Below are 14906 nucleotides of genomic sequence, written 5' to 3' on the forward strand. Positions count from 1 at the left end.
GCCTGGGCTCCGGGCGCGGCGCCTTCGCGGGCCAGTCCGGCCAGACGTTCGGCCGCGCGGCCCGCGCGGGCCGCGTCGGCGGCGGCGCGCTGGGCGGCGGCGGCATAGACCTCGGGCTCCAGCCGCGCCACGACCGCGCCCTGCGGCAGGCGGCTGCCGATGCGCGCGGGAAGGGCGGCGATGCGCCCCGGCAGACGGAAGGCCAGACGGGCTTCGCGATCGTGATGCAGCACGGCCGAGAAGGCGGCACCAGACGCGGTCTCGACGCCCTCGGGCCGGACGACCGCCATCTGGACCGGCACCGGCGCCAGCGCGGCCGGCGTGTTGGCACTCTCCTTGCCGGATGCGGCCCACAATGCGGCCGCCGCAGTCGCGGCCAGGGCGGTGCCAAGCGCGAGGAGCCGGGTGCGCCCCTCCGGCGGGAGTGATCCGAGTCGCCGCTGCGGCGCGCGCTTGTCCATCGTGACCGACCTGTTCCTATCAGTGATAGGCTATCAATGATAGGTTGACGGGAGCCTGTCAAGTTCCCACAATCGCACCATGATGCAGGACCTTGCAGAGGCCGTGGACGGTGATGGCCGCCGTCGTGGGGGAAACCGCCGCGCGCAGATCCTCGACGTGGCACTGAAACTGTTTGCCCAGAAGGGGATGGCCCAGGTCACCACCCGCCAGATTGCGCAGGAGGTGGGGATTTCCCAGCCCTCGCTCTACGCCCATTTCCGCAGCGCCGACGAGATCGCGGCCGAATTGTGCGTGCGGGCGTTCGGCGCCCTGGCAGAGGCCATGGGGCGAGTCGCCGGGGGCGATGCTAGCCCGATCGAGCGGCTCCGCCGGATGGGCCGGGCCTATGTCGATTTCGCGCTGGACCAGCCCGACATGTATCGCGTGGCCTTCATGCTGGAAGACCCCCGGGGTTGCACACCGCACGGGATCGAGACCGAGGAGGGGCTTGTCGATCCGGTCCTGGCAGCCGGGCTCCAGTGCTTTGCGTGCATGCACCGGGTCGTGGTCGAGCAAGTCGGCAGCGATGACGATCGGGCGATGATCCTGGCCCAGTCGACCTGGGCCCATGTCCACGGTCTGGTCTCGCTGCTGATCGCGCGCCATGAATTCCCCTGGGCCGACCGCGAGGCCCTGATCGAAGAGCATCTGGGGCGCATGAGCTTCTGACCGCCACCCGGCAGGCCTGCGGTGCAGGCGGTCGGCCGGGGTTACTGCACCAGGTGCGCGGTCTGAACTGTCATCGCGAAGAGATTCGACAGGGCCGCCGAAATGTCCTGGTCGGCTGCCACGGTGTACATCAGGCTGGCTCCGCCCGACGTGGTCGAGGCGCACGACTTCAGCGCGGGCGAGATGTCCGGGATCTTGGCGGCATAGTTCGGGTAAAGCGGCAGGATCGTGTTCGGATCGTAGACCGTATAGAGGATGGCGATGCGGATGCCGCGGTTCTTGATCGCGGTGCACCGCGCCAGGGTCGAGGCGTTCCAGGCCTGGCGAATCTGCGAACCGCCGATCATCTCGTCCTGATAGCCGTCGGTGACGATGATCAACACCTCCTGCGGCGAGGAGTTGGGCGCGCCGGTGCCCGGATCGGGCAGCAGCGTGTTCATCTGGCCGAGCGCGGCATAGGGCGCGGTGTGCGAGTTGTTGGTGTTCACCCCGGGCGCCACCGTGGGGTTCGAGTTGTTCGGGTGATAGCCGTTTGCCAGCATGAACGGGGTAATCGTGCCATTGCTGGGCACCAGGATAGAGGGATTGATGGCATTGACGTTGGTCAGCGAAGGGGTCAGCTGGTAGGCTTCGTAGTTCAACGAGAAGAACTGCATCTGGTAGGTCACCGTCGTCGAGGCGCTGCTGAGCTGCGATGAGGTCAGCTTGGCGGTGTCGATCAGGTCCTGCGCAGCGGCCAGCTCGGCATCGATCCGCATTTCGATCTTGGCGGGTGATCCGTAGGCCTTGCCGTAATTCTGGGCGAGCCAGAAGGGATCGGCGGGGTACGTGTTGACCGTGACCGTCGCATTGCTCGTGTTCTTGTAGGTCAGCGTCGTGTAGGCGCTCGACCCCGAGGTGGCGTTGACCGAGGCATTGCTGCCGAGCAGCGTGTTGTTCGCGTCATAGACCTTGGCGGTGCTCGAGTTGTAGCGATAGACCCCGGCGTCCTGGTTGACCCCGGAGTTGTAGTAGGTGTTCGCCAGGATGATGACGTTCCCGGCGCTGTCCTTGATCGGGCCGTAGACGATCGAGTTGATGTGGCACGAGAACGCGCAGTTGTGAGCGCTCACGGTCTGGAGGGCGGTGATCCCGGCGCTGGTCGTCGGCAGCAGCATCGAGGGTGAATTGTCGAGCATCACGTAGAAATTGATGTTGGGCGGCTGGGCGGCGTTGGACACGGCCTGGCCGCCGATCGTGAAGGTGTCCTTCCCGATGATGCTTGCGAACATGGTCGAGATGGTCGCCGTCCAGGTGACCGTCGCGGTCCGGCTGGCGGAGGCCACGCTCGAGGTTGTGGTCGTCGCGGTCACGTCGAGGTTGGTGATCGTGACGCCGGGCAAGCCGGCGACCCGCGCGTTGAACAGCGCCTTGGCCGAGGCGATGGCCGTGGCCTCTGGCTGGTTGAACATGGCCGGATCGACGGTGACCAGCGCTGCGGCGTCGGCGGCGGCGTTGAGCTCGGTGCGGGTCTGCACGGCCCGGGCGTAGTCCACGCCGAACCCGATCGCCAGCATCAGCATCATGATCCCCCCTCCGGTGAGCATCAGCACATTGGCCGAAGCATCCCGCGCGAGATCGCGCATCCGCCGGGTCAGCGGAGCGATCATCCGGGTGAGGAAGAGGCGCTGGATCATGACTAGGTTCCGGTAACGAGACCGATCGAGGTTGTGCCGCGCGGGCTCATGTAGCTCGATTCGGTGAAGGTGAAGCTCGATGTGGACCCCACCGCGAACATCTTGAGCGCTGGGGTATAGGTGTAGTCCATCTCGCCCAGAATGAAGTAACCGCCCGTGGCGCAGCCGCTCGCCGGTATCAGCGGAGAGGTGCTGGTCAGCATGTTGGCAGGCAGGGTGATCAGGGCCGCGTCGGGGACCTCCTGCGGATTGCCGACCGGCTGGGTGCCCCCGCTGGTCGTGTCCACGGTCCGGGCCGTGCCGTTGCGGGCCTGGCTCCACACCACCCGGGCGACGATGCCGCTCTTGCCCTTGTAGCCCGAGGCGCAGACCTGCACCTGCGACAGGCGGACCATCGCGTTGCTGGCGTTGTAGGGCTGCATGATCTGGGTGGTGGCGGCCATGATCGTGTCCAGGTCGCCGGTCGTCACCGACATGTAGCGCGAGGTGATGTCGGTCACCTGGTTGGCCGCGATCGAGACCTTGCGTGAGCACGAGATGGCATCGAGCACCACGAAGCTGCCGAGGTAAGCGGTCAGCAGCACCGGCAGGACCAGCGCGAACTCGACCACCGGCGTGCCGGTGCGGTCCGCGGCCAGCGCGCGCAATCCGGCCGCTATCCGGGCGGGAAGGGCCCGGGCCGCGCTCATTGGTAAGCCTCGGTCACCAGCACGGTGCTGGCGGTGAGCAGCCGGTTGGAGCCCTGCTGGTTGACCAGGTTGAAGCCCATCGGTGCCGTCGCCGTCGGCCACAGGTACATGAGCCGCACCACCACCACCTGGGTGGTCCCGCCCGCCGCCATGACCCCCGGTCCGGCGGTGCCCGGGCTGTAGCCGAAGGTGTTGGTCACGCTGCCGCCGGAATTGTAGCTGAAAGTCGGGGCCGAGGTGACCGCGTTCGCATGGCTGTTGGCAATGGAGACGTCGACGTACAGCTTGTCGCAGGTCAGGAACGGCGGCAGCAGCGTGGGAAAGCCGGTCAACTGGCCGCAGATCGCCTTCTTGAAATCGTCGGCGGTCATGCCGGTGTAGTTGCTGCCGGAGTATTTCTGCGCCTGTCCGGTCATGATCAGGCGCCCGGCGGACTCGGCCGCGCTCTGCAGGCCCTGTTGGGCCATGAACACCAGCGCCGTGTGAAGAATGGCGACGATTGCCGCGATTGTCATCGGACCGACCACCGCGAACTCGATCGTCACCGAGGCCAGGTTGTCGCGCGCCAGCGAACGCCCCAGCGAAAGCCATCGCTGGCTCCAAGTCGCAGCCTTGGTGACGTGCCGATGCGTCATGCGCAGATCCCTCTGCGTTCCTCACTATAGTTGTAGATTTAAAGGTCGGTTAAGGGCGGAACCGGATTTCGGTGCGCCAATGACGCTCCCTTGGTCTGCAATAAGGTATATTTGTCAGCGCATTAAACGGCCGTGCCGACATGATTGCCCGGCTTCGGCGGCGTAAACCTTGCTAAAGATCGGGTAAATGCCGGGGCTAGGGGCAGGTGGGTGCGTAGGCGACCGTGACCCGGCCCGGCGCGCCTGCTCCAGCCAGCCTCACCCGGAAGGTCCCGCCGCGGCTGCCGGCTCGCTGCAGATCGCGCGAGCGCAGGCAGGCGATCGCGTCCCCGCCGCCATCGGCCCGCGGCGCCGCGACGCGGATATAGCCGGGCACCGTCCCCGGGCGGGCCGATACTCGCCGCACGAAGCCGTTGATGGCCAAGCCATCCCCGGCCTGATCGGCGTGAAACCACAGCACCCGCAACGGCGGTGCAGCCGGTTCATCCGCTGCCACCGGCGCCGTGGCGATGCCCGGCGCCCACAGGCTCAGCCCGCAGAACTTCAGGGCCAGACGGGCAAGCGGACGGGGCAAGGCCGGTTACTCCGAAATCCACAATTCGTGGCTGTCGATGCGCAGGCGGGTCAGGCTGCGCTGCGCTTCGGCCCGGGCGAGGGCCTCGGCGCGAAAGGCATCGTGGACCTGGCGCTCGCCGAGCAGGACATCGGCCAGCCCGATCTCTCCCGCCGCCTGACCGCGGCGCAGTTTGGCAAGGGCCGCGACCTGGGCATTCAAGGCTTCACGCGCCCGCTGCCAGGCCGCCTGGCCCGCTTCGGCTGCGGCCATGTCGGTGGTCGCCATCTCGGTGACCGCGAGCCGCACGCTGGCCAGATCGGCCTGCGCGGCGGTGGCCTCGGCGCCGGCCCGGTCAGCCATGGCCCGGCGATGGCCGCCGCCGATCGGCAGGGACATGACCACCCCGGCGCCCCGTTCGGCACCGCCCCGTTCCGAGAACAGCCGCACGCCCACCGAGGGATCGGCGATCCGGTCGCGCCGCGCCCGTTCAGCAACCGCCACGCTGCGCTGAGCTTCGGCATCGGCGGCGGCAATCTCGTGGCTGCGCGCGACGATCTTGGTGCCAAATTCGGCCAGACCCGCCACCGGCAGCTCGGGGGGATCGGGATCCGGAGCCTGATCGGGCAGGGGTAGGGCGGGAAACCGCGCCGCCAGCCGGGCCCGGGCCACGGCCTCGCGCCCGGCGGACTGCTGGGCGGCAAGCCGGGCAGCGCCCAGCGCGCCTTCGGCCTGGTCGGCCTCGAGTTGGGCGGCATCGCGCAACGCGACCCGCCGCTGCACGGCTTGCAGCATGGCGGCATAGTTGGCCACCGCCTGTCGGTCGACCCGCGCCTCAGCGGCGGCGGCCAGCCAGTCCCACCAGCTCTCGGCCAGCAGCAGGGCGGCCTGGTGGCGCGCATCCTCAGCCCGGTTGCGGGCGGCAGCGATGCCGAACTGGCCTGCGGCGCGATCCAGCCGGCCTTTGCCGGGCAAGCGGACCGGGCGGCTCAGCACCGCATCGTACTCGGCATAGCGCCCCTCGCGATCGATCGAGCGCTGCATGACGCTGGTGCTCAGGTTGAACTCCTGCGTGCCCCGGGCCAGCGCTTCGGCATCGGCGCGGGCGGCCCCGGCCCGCGCCTCGGCGGCCATCACCGAGGGCGTCGCGTCGAGCGCCGCGCTCACCGCTTCGGGGGGGGGCAAGGCAGGCTCGGCCAGGGCGCGGCCGGCCACCAGCGCCAGCATGGAGGCGAACCAGAAACCGGGCCTAGTCATCGCCGGGGGCCTCCTCCGCGCTGGACAACCGCCGCTCGCCCGCGTCCCGCTCTGCCCTGCTTTCGCCGAAGCGCTCGTACAGGATCGGCAGCAGGACCAGCGTCAGCAGGGTCGAGGAGACCAGCCCGCCGATCACCACGATGGCCAGCGGCTTCTGGATTTCCGAACCCGGGCCGGAGGCGAACAGCAGCGGGACCAGGCCGAAGGCGGCGATCGAGGCGGTCATCAGCACCGGCCGCAAGCGCCGCTCGGCGCCCTTCCGCACGGCCTCGGCCAGGCTGGCCCCGGCCTCGCGCAGTTGCCGGAAATAGCTGACCATGACGAGGCCGTTGAGCACCGCGATGCCGAGCAGGGCGATGAACCCGACCGAGGCCGGGACCGACAGGTAGGCGCCCGACAGCGCCAGCGAGATCATGCCGCCGACCAGCGCGAAGGGGATCATCAGCAGGATCAGCAGCGCCGCGCGGAGCGAGCCCAGCGTGGCATAGAGCACGGCGAAGATCATCAGCAGCGCCACCGGCAGCACCACGGCCAGCCGGGCCGAGGCGCGCTGCTGGTTCTCGAACTGGCCGCCCCAGACCATGCGGTAGCCCGGGGGCAGCGGTACATGGGCGGCGATGTCCGCCTTGGCATCGGCGACATAGCCGACCAGGTCGCGCCCCGTGACGAAGGCCTGGATCAGGGCATAGCGCGAGCCGTTCTCGTGCTCGACCTTGACCGGGCCCTCGATCCGGCGGACCTGCGCGACGTCGCTGGCGCGGACCAGCGCGCCGGCCGGGGTGCGCAGCGGCAGATCGGCGAAGGCCTGCGGGGTCAGGGCCGCGGCATCGCCCCGGATGACGATCGGCACCCGGCGGATGCCATCGGCCACGACCCCGGCACGCAGCCCTTCGACCTGCGCGCGCAGGGCATCCTGCAACTCGCTCACCGGCATGCCGGCCCGACCCGCGGCCTGCCGGTCGATGTCGAGCTGGAGATAGTCGACCTTGGCATCGGCCGCCGTCATCGCCTCGCTGGTGCCGCGCACGGTATGCAGCCGGGTCCGGATCCTGGAGGCGAGCCGGGCCAGCTCGGCGCTGTCGGGACCGAACAGCTTGATCGCCAGATCGCCGCGCGCACCGGTCAGCATTTCGGAAATGCGCATCTCGATCGGCTGGGTGAAGCTGGGCTCGATCCCCGGCAGGCCGGCCAGGGTTTCGCGCAATTGCTCGACCAGCCAGTCCTTGTCGCGCACGCGCCATTCGCTGCGGGGCTTGAGCTTGAGGAAGCTGTCGGTTTCGTTGAGCCCCATCGGATCGAGCCCCAATTCATCCGAGCCGACCCGGGCGATCACCTCGGTGACCTCGGGGACCTGCGCCAGGATTGCCCGCTGCACCCGCATGTCGCCGTCGGTGCTGTGCGCCAGCGAGACCGAGGGCAGCTTGGTCAGTTGCACGATCACCGACCCTTCGTCCATGGTCGGCAGGAAGGTCTTGCCGGTCACCGCATAGGCGCCCCCGGCCAGGACCAGCGCCACGCCCGCACCGACGAAGACGGTCTTCTGGCGGTCGAAGGCCGCCCGGAGCAGGGCGGCATAGCGCGGCCCGACCTGCCGCATCAGCCAGGGCTCGTGATGGCCCTCCTTCACCTTCAGCACATAGTATGAAAGCACCGGGACGAGGGTGAGCGAGAGCACCAGGGCCGACAGCAGGGCCAGCACGATCGTCAGGGCCACCGGGGCGAACAGTTTGCCCTCCAGCCCCTCCAGGGTCAGCAGCGGCAGGAACACCAGCGCGATGATGGCCAGGCCCGAGGCCACCGGCTTGGCCACCTCGGCCGAGGCGAGGAACACGTTGTGGAGCTTGCCAGCGCCGGGTCGGTCGGGGCGGGTGTGGCGCGGATCGGACAGGCGTTCGACGACGTTCTCCACCACCACCACCGCGCCATCGACCAGGATGCCGACCGCGATGGCCAGCCCCCCAAGGCTCATCAGGTTGGCGGTCAGCCCGACGGCGCGCATGGCAATGAAGGTCAGCAGCGCCGCCATGGGCAGGGCCAGGGCGACGATCACCGAGGCGCGGACATCGCCGAGGAACAGCAGCAACAGCACGACGACCAGCAGGGTCGCCTCGAGCAGCGCCTCCTCGACCGTGCCGACCGCATGGCCGATCAGGTCGGAGCGGTCATAGAACACCGAAAGGGTCATGCCCTTGGGCAGGCTGGGCTGGATTTCGGCGAGGCGCGCCTTGACCCCGGCGACGACCTGGCTGGCATCGGCGCCTTTCAGGCCGATCACCAGACCCTCCACCGCTTCGGCCTGGCCGTTGCGGGTTACGGCGCCATAGCGGGTCAGGCTGCCGCCACGGACCGTCGCCACATCGCCCACCCGGACGATCCGCCCCGCGGCGCCACGCACCACCACCGCCGCCAGATCGTCGAGCGAGCGGATCGCCCCGGTCGAGCGCACGATCAGCGCCTCCTCGCCGGTCACCAGGCGGCCGGCGCCGTCGTTGCGGTTGGCCGCCTCGATCGCCGTGGCCAGTTCGTTGACCGAGAGCCCGGCCGCCGCCAGCGCCTGGGCATCGGGCGCCACCTCGAAGGTCTCGACGAATCCGCCCAGCGCGTTGACGTCGGCCACGCCCGGGACCGTGCGAAGGGCCGGGCGGATCACCCAATCGAGCACGCGGCGCTTCTCGGCCAGGCTCTGGGGGCCGTCGAGCGTGAACATGTACATGTCCGACAGCGGGGTGGAGATCGGTGCCATGCCGCCGCTGACCGTGGCCGGCAGGCTGCCGAGCACGCCGTTGAGCCGTTCGGCCACCTGGCTGCGGGCCCAGTAGATGTCGGTGCCGTCCCTGAAGTCGATGGTGATATCGGCAATCGCGTACTTGCCCACCGATCGCAGGTTGGTCTGGCCGGGAATGCCCAGCATTTCCATCTCGATCGGCGTGATGACCCGGCTCTCCACCTCCTCGGGGGTCATGCCCGGGGCCTTCAGGATGATCTTGACCTGGGTCGAGCTGATGTCGGGGAAGGCATCGATCGGCAGGCGCACGAAGGCCCAGGCGCCCAGCCCGGCGAGCAGGACAGCCAGGGCCAGGACCATCAGCCGCAGCCGCAAGGCCTGTTCGACGAGCGTGCGCAGCATGGCCTAGCGCCCGGCCAGCAGGGACTTGAGTTCGGCGACGCCACTGACCGCGACCGTCTCGCCGGGCTTGAGCCCGCTGGCGAGCACGGTCCGGCCGCCGCTTTCCGCCACGACCACCACCTTGCGCGGCGCGAACCGACCGGCGGCGTGGACGAAGACTTGGTCGGCATCGTCCATCCGGGTGACCGCGCCGGAGGGGACGCTGACCCCCGCGCGCGCCGGTCCGGCCGGATCGCTGATCACGGCGCTGACGCCCTTGCCCGGGATGAGCCCGGCGGCCGCGCCGAGACTGGCCCGGGCCATCACGGCGCGGGTCTGGGGATCGAGCGAGGGACTGACCGACAGGATGCGCCCCGATCCGGCAGGACTGGTGGACCCTGGCGGCAGGACCGCCACGGTCATGCCGGGGCGGACCTGGGCGGCGAGCCGTTCGGGAATCTGCAGGTCGAGCGCCAGGGCGGCATCGTTCTCGATCACGAAGGGTGCGGCGCTGGCCGTGCCGACGGGCGCGCCCGGGTCGATGGTCACGCTGGCCACCCGTCCGGCGATCGGCGCGCGCAGCGTCACTGTCCCGTCCCGGCCGGCCCCGGCCAGGCCCAGCAGGCGGCGGTTCTCGCGGCTGGTGGCCTCGGTCCGGTGCAGCGCGGCACGGGCTTCGTCGGCGCGAACCCCGGCGATCACGCCTTCGCGGGCGAGGGTGTCGAGCCGGGCCGCCTGGTTCCGGGCAAAGGCCAGGTCGGCCTCGGCTCGGGCGAGCTCGGCCCCGAACTGGATCGTTTCGGGCGCGCGGACCACGGCGAGGGCTTGCCCGGCAGTGACCTGCTGGCCCGGCGTGACGAGCACGCGCAGCGCCGTGCCGGCAAAAGGCGAGGTCACCGCCACCCGGGCCTCGGGCGGCAGGGTCACCATCCCCGGGACCGTGCCCACGGGCACGCTCTCGGCCGCCCGGGCCGGTTCGAGGCGGATGCCCAGCCGCTGGATCTGTGCGGCGTCGAGCTGCCCTGCGGGCCCGGTCGCCGGAGTAGGGGGCGGGACCTGATCCGGCCGCGACGACAGCGCCCAGTAGGCGCCGCCGCCGACCAGCAGCAGGACAAGGGCCATCGCGAGGGCACGCGGATCTGGGGAATGCGAGGTCATCGGGATGCCCATGCCGGAGGAAGCTGACAGGAACTTGTCAGTTTAGCGCTGTATTGTCAGGTTCGTGGTCTGGCAAACGCAGGTCCCAGGAAACCCCCGGAGATCGGGCAGGCAAGGAGCGAAATTGCGCATTCTGCTGGTCGAGGATGACGAACAACTCGCCCTGCGCCTGTCGGAGCGGCTGCGCGGGGCGGGTTTTGCCGTCGATCACGCCGCCGCCCGGTGGGAGGGCGAGGCCTGGCCCGACATGGACAAGCTTGCGGCAGTGATCCTCGATCTGGGGCTGCCCGACGGCAGCGGGCTGGACCTGCTGCGGTTCTGGCGCCAGCGCGCGGTGGCGTGCCCGATCCTGATCCTGACCGCGCGGGGATCGTGGCAGGACAAGGTCGAGGGGTTGAACCTTGGCGCCGATGACTTCGTGGTGAAGCCAGTGCGGTTCGAGGAGCTGCTGGCGCGGCTCCATGCGCTGTTGCGGCGGCAGGGCGGGGCCCGGGCCGGGGCGCTCGAGACGGCCGGGGTGCGGCTTGACCCGGTGAGTGGCGCGGTCGATTGCGAGGGGCGTCCGATCGATCTGAGCCGGCAGGAGTTCCGCCTGCTGCACCTGTTCCTGCGCCATCCCGGGCAAGTGCTGTCCCAGTCCGATATCGTCGAGCATCTCTATGACCTGGACACCCAGCGCGACATGAACGCGGTCGAGGTGCTGGTCTCGCGGCTGCGGCGCAAGATCGGAGCCGAGCGGGTCCGGACCCTGCGCGGGCTGGGCTATCGGTTCGGCGGATGAGCGAGCCACGCCCGAGCTTGGCCCGCCGCTGGGGCTGGAACAGCCTGCGGCTGCGCCTGCTGCTGGCGATCGCCGCCTGGGTGGTGGTGGGGATCGGCGGGATCTGGATCTCGGCGGTCAGCCTGTTCGCCCGGCATGTCGAGCAGGGCTATCACGAGGAGCTTGAGGTCCACGTCCGCGAGCTGGCCGGGCTGATCCGGCTGCAGCCGGACGGGACCCCGGTGTTGACCCGGCCGCTGTCCGATCCGCGCTACCTGGTGCCGATGTCGGGCTTCTACTGGCAGGTCAACGTCGATGGGCACGCCCCGCTGCGCTCCCGGTCGATGCGGCGTGGCGAGCTGGATGAGCAGGTCGCCCATTCCGCCGAGGTGCTGCACCGGATCGACAAGGGGCCGAGCGGCCCGGCGATCACCTATGGCTTCGTCGCGAAGGGGCCGCAGGGGCAGGACGTGCACTACATGATCGCGACCGACCAGCGCCTGCTGGACGCGACCATCGCCGACTTTACCCGCGATCTCACGGTATGGCTGGCCGGGCTGGCCGTGACCCTGCTGCTGACCGGGGCGGCGGTGGTGCTGTTCGCGTTCGAACCGCTCGACCGTCTGGCCCTGGCGATCGGCCGCCTGCGCCGGGGCGACCGGGCGGCCCTGAAGGGCAAGCTCCCCTACGAGATCGCGCCGCTGGCCGACGATCTCAACGCCTACATCGCCCACAACGCCGAAATGGTCGAACGCGCCCGGGTGGAGGCCGGCAACCTCGCGCACAGCCTGCGCACGCCGCTGGCAGTGATCATCGATGAGGCCGAGCGCCTCTCCCGCGACCCGCGGACCGCCGGTTCCGCCCAGGTCCTGCTGGATCATTCGCAACGCATGGCGCAGCAGATCGAGCTGCGGCTCGCCCGGGCGCGCGCGGCGGTGAGCGGCGCCCTGCCGGGGGCGGTGAGCCGGATCGACGAGGTCCTGCCCTCGATCCTGTCCGCCCTGCAGCGGCTCCATCCCGGGATCCGGTTCGACCTGACCCAGCCGAGCGACGACCCGGCGACCCTGCCGATCGATCCCACCGACCTGACCGAGCTGCTGTCGAACCTGATCGACAATGCGGGGAAATGGGCGCGCGCGCGGGTGACGGTGACCGTCACCGCCAACGCCGCAGGCGGGGTCGTGACGATCGTCGACGATGGTCCGGGCCTCACCGCCGAACAGCGGGCGATGGCGGGTGAACCGGGCTTGCGGTTCGATCCCGCTCGCCCCGGCTCCGGGCTGGGGCTGGCGATCGCTCGCGATCTTGCCCAGGCCCATGGCCTGAGCCTGACCTTGTCCGATCGCTCGGACGGGCTGGCCGGACTGCAGGTCCGCCTGGCCTAGATCCGGGCGGCGAGGTCGCGGATCAAGGCGAAGGCTTGGGCCGAGGGGCCGGTCGGCTGGCACTCGATCCCGATCGGACCGGTGTAGCCGTTCGCGGCGACCAGGCGCAGCATCGCCGGCCAGTCGATCGCACCGGACCCCGGCTCGCCCCGACCCGGCGCGTCGGCGATCTGGACGTGCGCCAGCCACGGGGCGACCTGCGGCAGGACCAAAGCGGGGTCCTCCCCCTCCACCACCGAGTGGTAGATGTCATAGAGTACCCGGACGCGCAGGGAATCGACCATCTCGGCGACACGAATGCTGTCCTCGGTGGTGGAGCAGAGCACGCCGGGGTGATCGTGGCGGGTGTTGGCGGATTCGAGCAGGATCACCACGTCGAGTTCCTCGGCGATGGGAACCAGGCGCTTCAGGGCATCGGCGAAGATCCCCAACTGGACCGGGCGCTTGAGCCACGGCACCCCTCGGCCCGAGGTGACCACCACGTTGCGGCAGCCCAGCGCCAGCGCGTTCTCGGCGGCCTGGCGGAAGGTGGTGCAGAACCCTTCGTGCGTGGCCGGATCGACCAGTTGCGTCAGGTAATCGGCGACCGTGCTGATCAGTGTGACACCATGGCCATCGAGCGCCTGGCGGATCGCCGGCAGGTCGCGATCCTTGAGCAGGAACAGCTCGACCTTGCGAAAGCCCGCCGCCGCCGCCGCGGCGATGCGGGCCTCGATGCGGTCACCCGCTTCGTGAAAGCCATATTCGAGGTTCACGGACAGTTCGAAGGGCATGGTCGGGGTCCTGTGGGAGGAAAGGAAGGCGAGGCGCCGGGTCAGGCCCGTTGGTCGGCCATGATCAGTTCGGCCGCCCGCTGGGCAACGGCCATGGCCGGGCCATTGGTGTTGCCCGAGACCGGGGTCGGCATGATCGAGCAATCGACCACCCGCAGTCGGTCGATCCCGTGGACCCGGCAGCGCGGATCGACCACCGAGGTCGCGGGATCGGTGCCCATGCTGCAGGTGCCGGTGCCGTGAAGCCCGGTTTCGACCATCTTGGCCAGCTCGGGCAGGATCGACTCGTCCCCGGTGACCTGGGCGCCGGGCATCCGCTCGGCCCCGATGTACCGGGCGAGGGCCGGGGACGCGGCGATGCGGCGGAACAGGTGGAACAGCTCCAGCGCCTTCTGCCGGTCGTAGGGATCGCTCCAGATGCCGGTATCGATCAGCGGCGGGGTGCGGATGTCGGGTGAGGTGAGGGTGACCGACCCCCGGCTGCGCGGGCGCAGGTGATAGCCCGAGAAGGTCAGGCCGGGCCTTGCGGTGATCGGGCTGCCGGGGCGCTCGGCCATCTCGTTGACGGTGCGCATCGCGAAGGGGGCTGCCGCCACCTGGAAGTCGGGCCAGTCGGGGCGTCCTTCGCTCGAGACCAGGCCAGTCAGCGGCAGGCCGACCCGGGCGAGGGGGCCGGTGCGGGTCAGGGCATAGCGCAAGGCGTTGCGATAGAGGCGCCAGCCGATGAATTCGCGGTTGGTGCCGGGATGGTTGTGCAGATCGAACGAAAGGCCGAACTTCTGGTGATCCGCCAGGTTCCGGCCGACGGCGGGGCTGTTCCGCCGCACGTCCACGCCCAGCGCCTGCAGCGCGGTGCCGGGGCCCACGCCCGAAAGCTGGAGCAGTTGCGGCGAACCGTAGACACCGGCGCAGACGATCACCTCGCCCGCGGTGTGAGTGACCTCCTGCCCGCCACGTTCGCACAGCACGCCGGTGGCCCGCCCCTCGGTTATCAGCACCCGGCGCACCGCGGTCTCGGTCGCGATCGTCAGGTTGCGGCGATTGCGGATCGGCTGGACAAAGGCGGTGTAGCTGGTCTCGCGCTGGCCCCGGCGGTCGACCGTGTACTGGGTCCGTCCGACGCCGGTGATCCCCGGAGCCGTGATGTCCGGGACCCAGGGCATACCCGCTTCGCCGAAGGCCGAGACAAGCGCATCGAACACCGGCGACCGATAGGTCGACGGGGTGATCTGCACCTCGCCGTCACGCCCGCGGCCGGGATGGCCGTCCACGTCGCGATAGCTTTCGATCGCGCGGTAGCAGCGGGCGATCTCATCCCAGCCCCAGCCGGTCAGGCCCTGCGCCGCCCAGCCATCGTAGTCGGCAGGCATGCCGGGCAGGTACCAGGTGCCGTTGATCGAGGAGGATCCCCCCAGGCCCCGGCCATAGGCGTGCATCTCCTTGCGCATGCCCGGCTGCTGGACCGATGGATAGGACCGGAAGTAGGCCGGGTTGCCCATGATCTTCACGAAGCCGCCGGCCATCTTGATGAAGGGATGCTGGTTGTCGCCGCCGTCCTCGATCAGGAGCACGCGCGTGCGGTCGTCCGCGCTCAGGCGGTTGGCCAGGACGCAGCCGGCCGAGCCCGCGCCGACAATGATGTAGTCAAACTCCGCCATGCTCTCCCGGCACCTTGCTTGATTCCGGCGCAGGATGCCCCCGCATATCCGAATTCGTATTCTGGTTTTTCAGCACGAGGCTTGAC

General features: G+C 69.7%; 13 protein-coding genes. 3 read left to right on the forward strand and 10 right to left on the reverse strand.

Features of this window, described 5'->3' with window-relative positions; all coding sequences use genetic code 11:
- Positions 1–461, reverse strand: a 461-nt coding sequence (locus tag H7F49_RS05270; RefSeq protein ID WP_407940290.1) for a hypothetical protein, incomplete at its 3' end; no start/stop codon positions are given.
- 79 nt (positions 462–540) lie between these two features.
- On the opposite strand from H7F49_RS05270, the gene H7F49_RS05275 reads away from it, so the two are divergent.
- A complete protein-coding gene (locus tag H7F49_RS05275) occupies positions 541–1170 on the forward strand; it encodes a TetR/AcrR family transcriptional regulator (protein ID WP_214647669.1) in 630 nt (209 codons plus the stop codon).
- A 41-nt stretch (positions 1171–1211) separates the two neighbouring features.
- Here the strand turns inward: H7F49_RS05275 and H7F49_RS05280 are convergent, their stop codons facing one another.
- From H7F49_RS05280 to H7F49_RS05310, 7 genes are all read right to left on the reverse strand, one after another.
- Positions 1212–2846 (reverse strand): pilus assembly protein TadG-related protein, encoded by a 1635-nt coding sequence (locus H7F49_RS05280; RefSeq protein WP_185682532.1) that lies wholly within the window; start codon positions 2844–2846, stop codon positions 1212–1214.
- A 2-nt stretch (positions 2847–2848) separates the two neighbouring features.
- Entirely contained in the window at positions 2849–3535 is a 687-nt protein-coding gene (locus tag H7F49_RS05285) for a TadE/TadG family type IV pilus assembly protein (RefSeq protein ID WP_185682533.1), read from the reverse strand.
- A complete protein-coding gene (locus H7F49_RS05290) occupies positions 3532–4170 on the reverse strand; it encodes a TadE/TadG family type IV pilus assembly protein (RefSeq protein ID WP_185682534.1) in 639 nt (212 codons plus the stop codon). The genes H7F49_RS05285 and H7F49_RS05290 overlap by 4 nt, the downstream gene beginning before the upstream one ends.
- 196 nt (positions 4171–4366) lie before the next feature.
- A complete protein-coding gene (locus H7F49_RS05295) occupies positions 4367–4744 on the reverse strand; it encodes a hypothetical protein (RefSeq protein WP_185682535.1) in 378 nt (125 codons plus the stop codon).
- Between the two features lie 6 nt (positions 4745–4750).
- Positions 4751–5980 carry a TolC family protein gene (locus tag H7F49_RS05300; RefSeq protein ID WP_185682536.1) on the reverse strand — a complete coding sequence of 410 codons (1230 nt, stop codon included), beginning with the start codon at positions 5978–5980 and terminating at the stop codon, positions 4751–4753.
- Positions 5973–9107, reverse strand: coding sequence for an efflux RND transporter permease subunit (locus tag H7F49_RS05305; protein WP_185682537.1), 3135 nt, complete (start codon positions 9105–9107; stop codon positions 5973–5975). Before H7F49_RS05305 ends, H7F49_RS05300 begins: the two co-directional genes overlap by 8 nt.
- Positions 9108–9110: 3 nt before the next feature.
- Positions 9111–10208, reverse strand: coding sequence for an efflux RND transporter periplasmic adaptor subunit (locus H7F49_RS05310; RefSeq protein ID WP_185682538.1), 1098 nt, complete (start codon positions 10206–10208; stop codon positions 9111–9113).
- A 160-nt stretch (positions 10209–10368) separates the two neighbouring features.
- On the opposite strand from H7F49_RS05310, the gene H7F49_RS05315 reads away from it, so the two are divergent.
- Positions 10369–11025 carry a response regulator transcription factor gene (locus tag H7F49_RS05315; RefSeq protein WP_185682539.1) on the forward strand — a complete coding sequence of 219 codons (657 nt, stop codon included), beginning with the start codon at positions 10369–10371 and terminating at the stop codon, positions 11023–11025.
- Positions 11022–12389 (forward strand): sensor histidine kinase, encoded by a 1368-nt coding sequence (locus H7F49_RS05320; protein ID WP_185682540.1) that lies wholly within the window; start codon positions 11022–11024, stop codon positions 12387–12389. Before H7F49_RS05315 ends, H7F49_RS05320 begins: the two co-directional genes overlap by 4 nt.
- On the opposite strand, the gene H7F49_RS05325 is transcribed toward H7F49_RS05320, so the two are convergent.
- Together H7F49_RS05325 and H7F49_RS05330 are read right to left on the reverse strand one after the other, a co-directional pair.
- Positions 12386–13162: a TIM barrel protein gene (locus H7F49_RS05325; RefSeq protein ID WP_185682541.1), complete on the reverse strand. Its 777-nt coding sequence runs from the start codon at positions 13160–13162 to the stop codon at positions 12386–12388. The two genes, H7F49_RS05320 and H7F49_RS05325, sit on opposite strands and share 4 nt — an antisense overlap.
- A gap of 41 nt (positions 13163–13203) precedes the next feature.
- Entirely contained in the window at positions 13204–14820 is a 1617-nt protein-coding gene (locus H7F49_RS05330) for a GMC family oxidoreductase (protein WP_185682542.1), read from the reverse strand.
- Positions 14821–14906 lie beyond the last annotated feature (86 nt).

This window comes from Novosphingobium aerophilum (assembly GCF_014230305.1).
In the GTDB taxonomy this organism is placed as follows: Bacteria; Pseudomonadota; Alphaproteobacteria; order Sphingomonadales; family Sphingomonadaceae; genus Novosphingobium; species Novosphingobium aerophilum.

Excerpts from the sequence above, each read along its gene's own strand:
- H7F49_RS05330 (WP_185682542.1), bottom strand. The coding sequence starts at position 14,820 with ATGGCGGAGTTTGACTACATCATTGTCGGCGCGGGCTCGGCCGGCTGC.
- H7F49_RS05285 (WP_185682533.1), bottom strand. The coding sequence starts at position 3,535 with ATGAGCGCGGCCCGGGCCCTTCCCGCCCGGATAGCGGCCGGATTGCGC.
- H7F49_RS05305 (WP_185682537.1), bottom strand. The coding sequence starts at position 9,107 with ATGCTGCGCACGCTCGTCGAACAGGCCTTGCGGCTGCGGCTGATGGTC.
- H7F49_RS05300 (WP_185682536.1), bottom strand. The coding sequence starts at position 5,980 with ATGACTAGGCCCGGTTTCTGGTTCGCCTCCATGCTGGCGCTGGTGGCC.
- H7F49_RS05275 (WP_214647669.1), top strand. The coding sequence starts at position 541 with ATGATGCAGGACCTTGCAGAGGCCGTGGACGGTGATGGCCGCCGTCGT.
- H7F49_RS05310 (WP_185682538.1), bottom strand. The coding sequence starts at position 10,208 with ATGGCCCTTGTCCTGCTGCTGGTCGGCGGCGGCGCCTACTGGGCGCTG.
- H7F49_RS05290 (WP_185682534.1), bottom strand. The coding sequence starts at position 4,170 with ATGACGCATCGGCACGTCACCAAGGCTGCGACTTGGAGCCAGCGATGG.
- H7F49_RS05320 (WP_185682540.1), top strand. The coding sequence starts at position 11,022 with ATGAGCGAGCCACGCCCGAGCTTGGCCCGCCGCTGGGGCTGGAACAGC.
- H7F49_RS05280 (WP_185682532.1), bottom strand. The coding sequence starts at position 2,846 with ATGATCCAGCGCCTCTTCCTCACCCGGATGATCGCTCCGCTGACCCGG.
- H7F49_RS05325 (WP_185682541.1), bottom strand. The coding sequence starts at position 13,162 with ATGCCCTTCGAACTGTCCGTGAACCTCGAATATGGCTTTCACGAAGCG.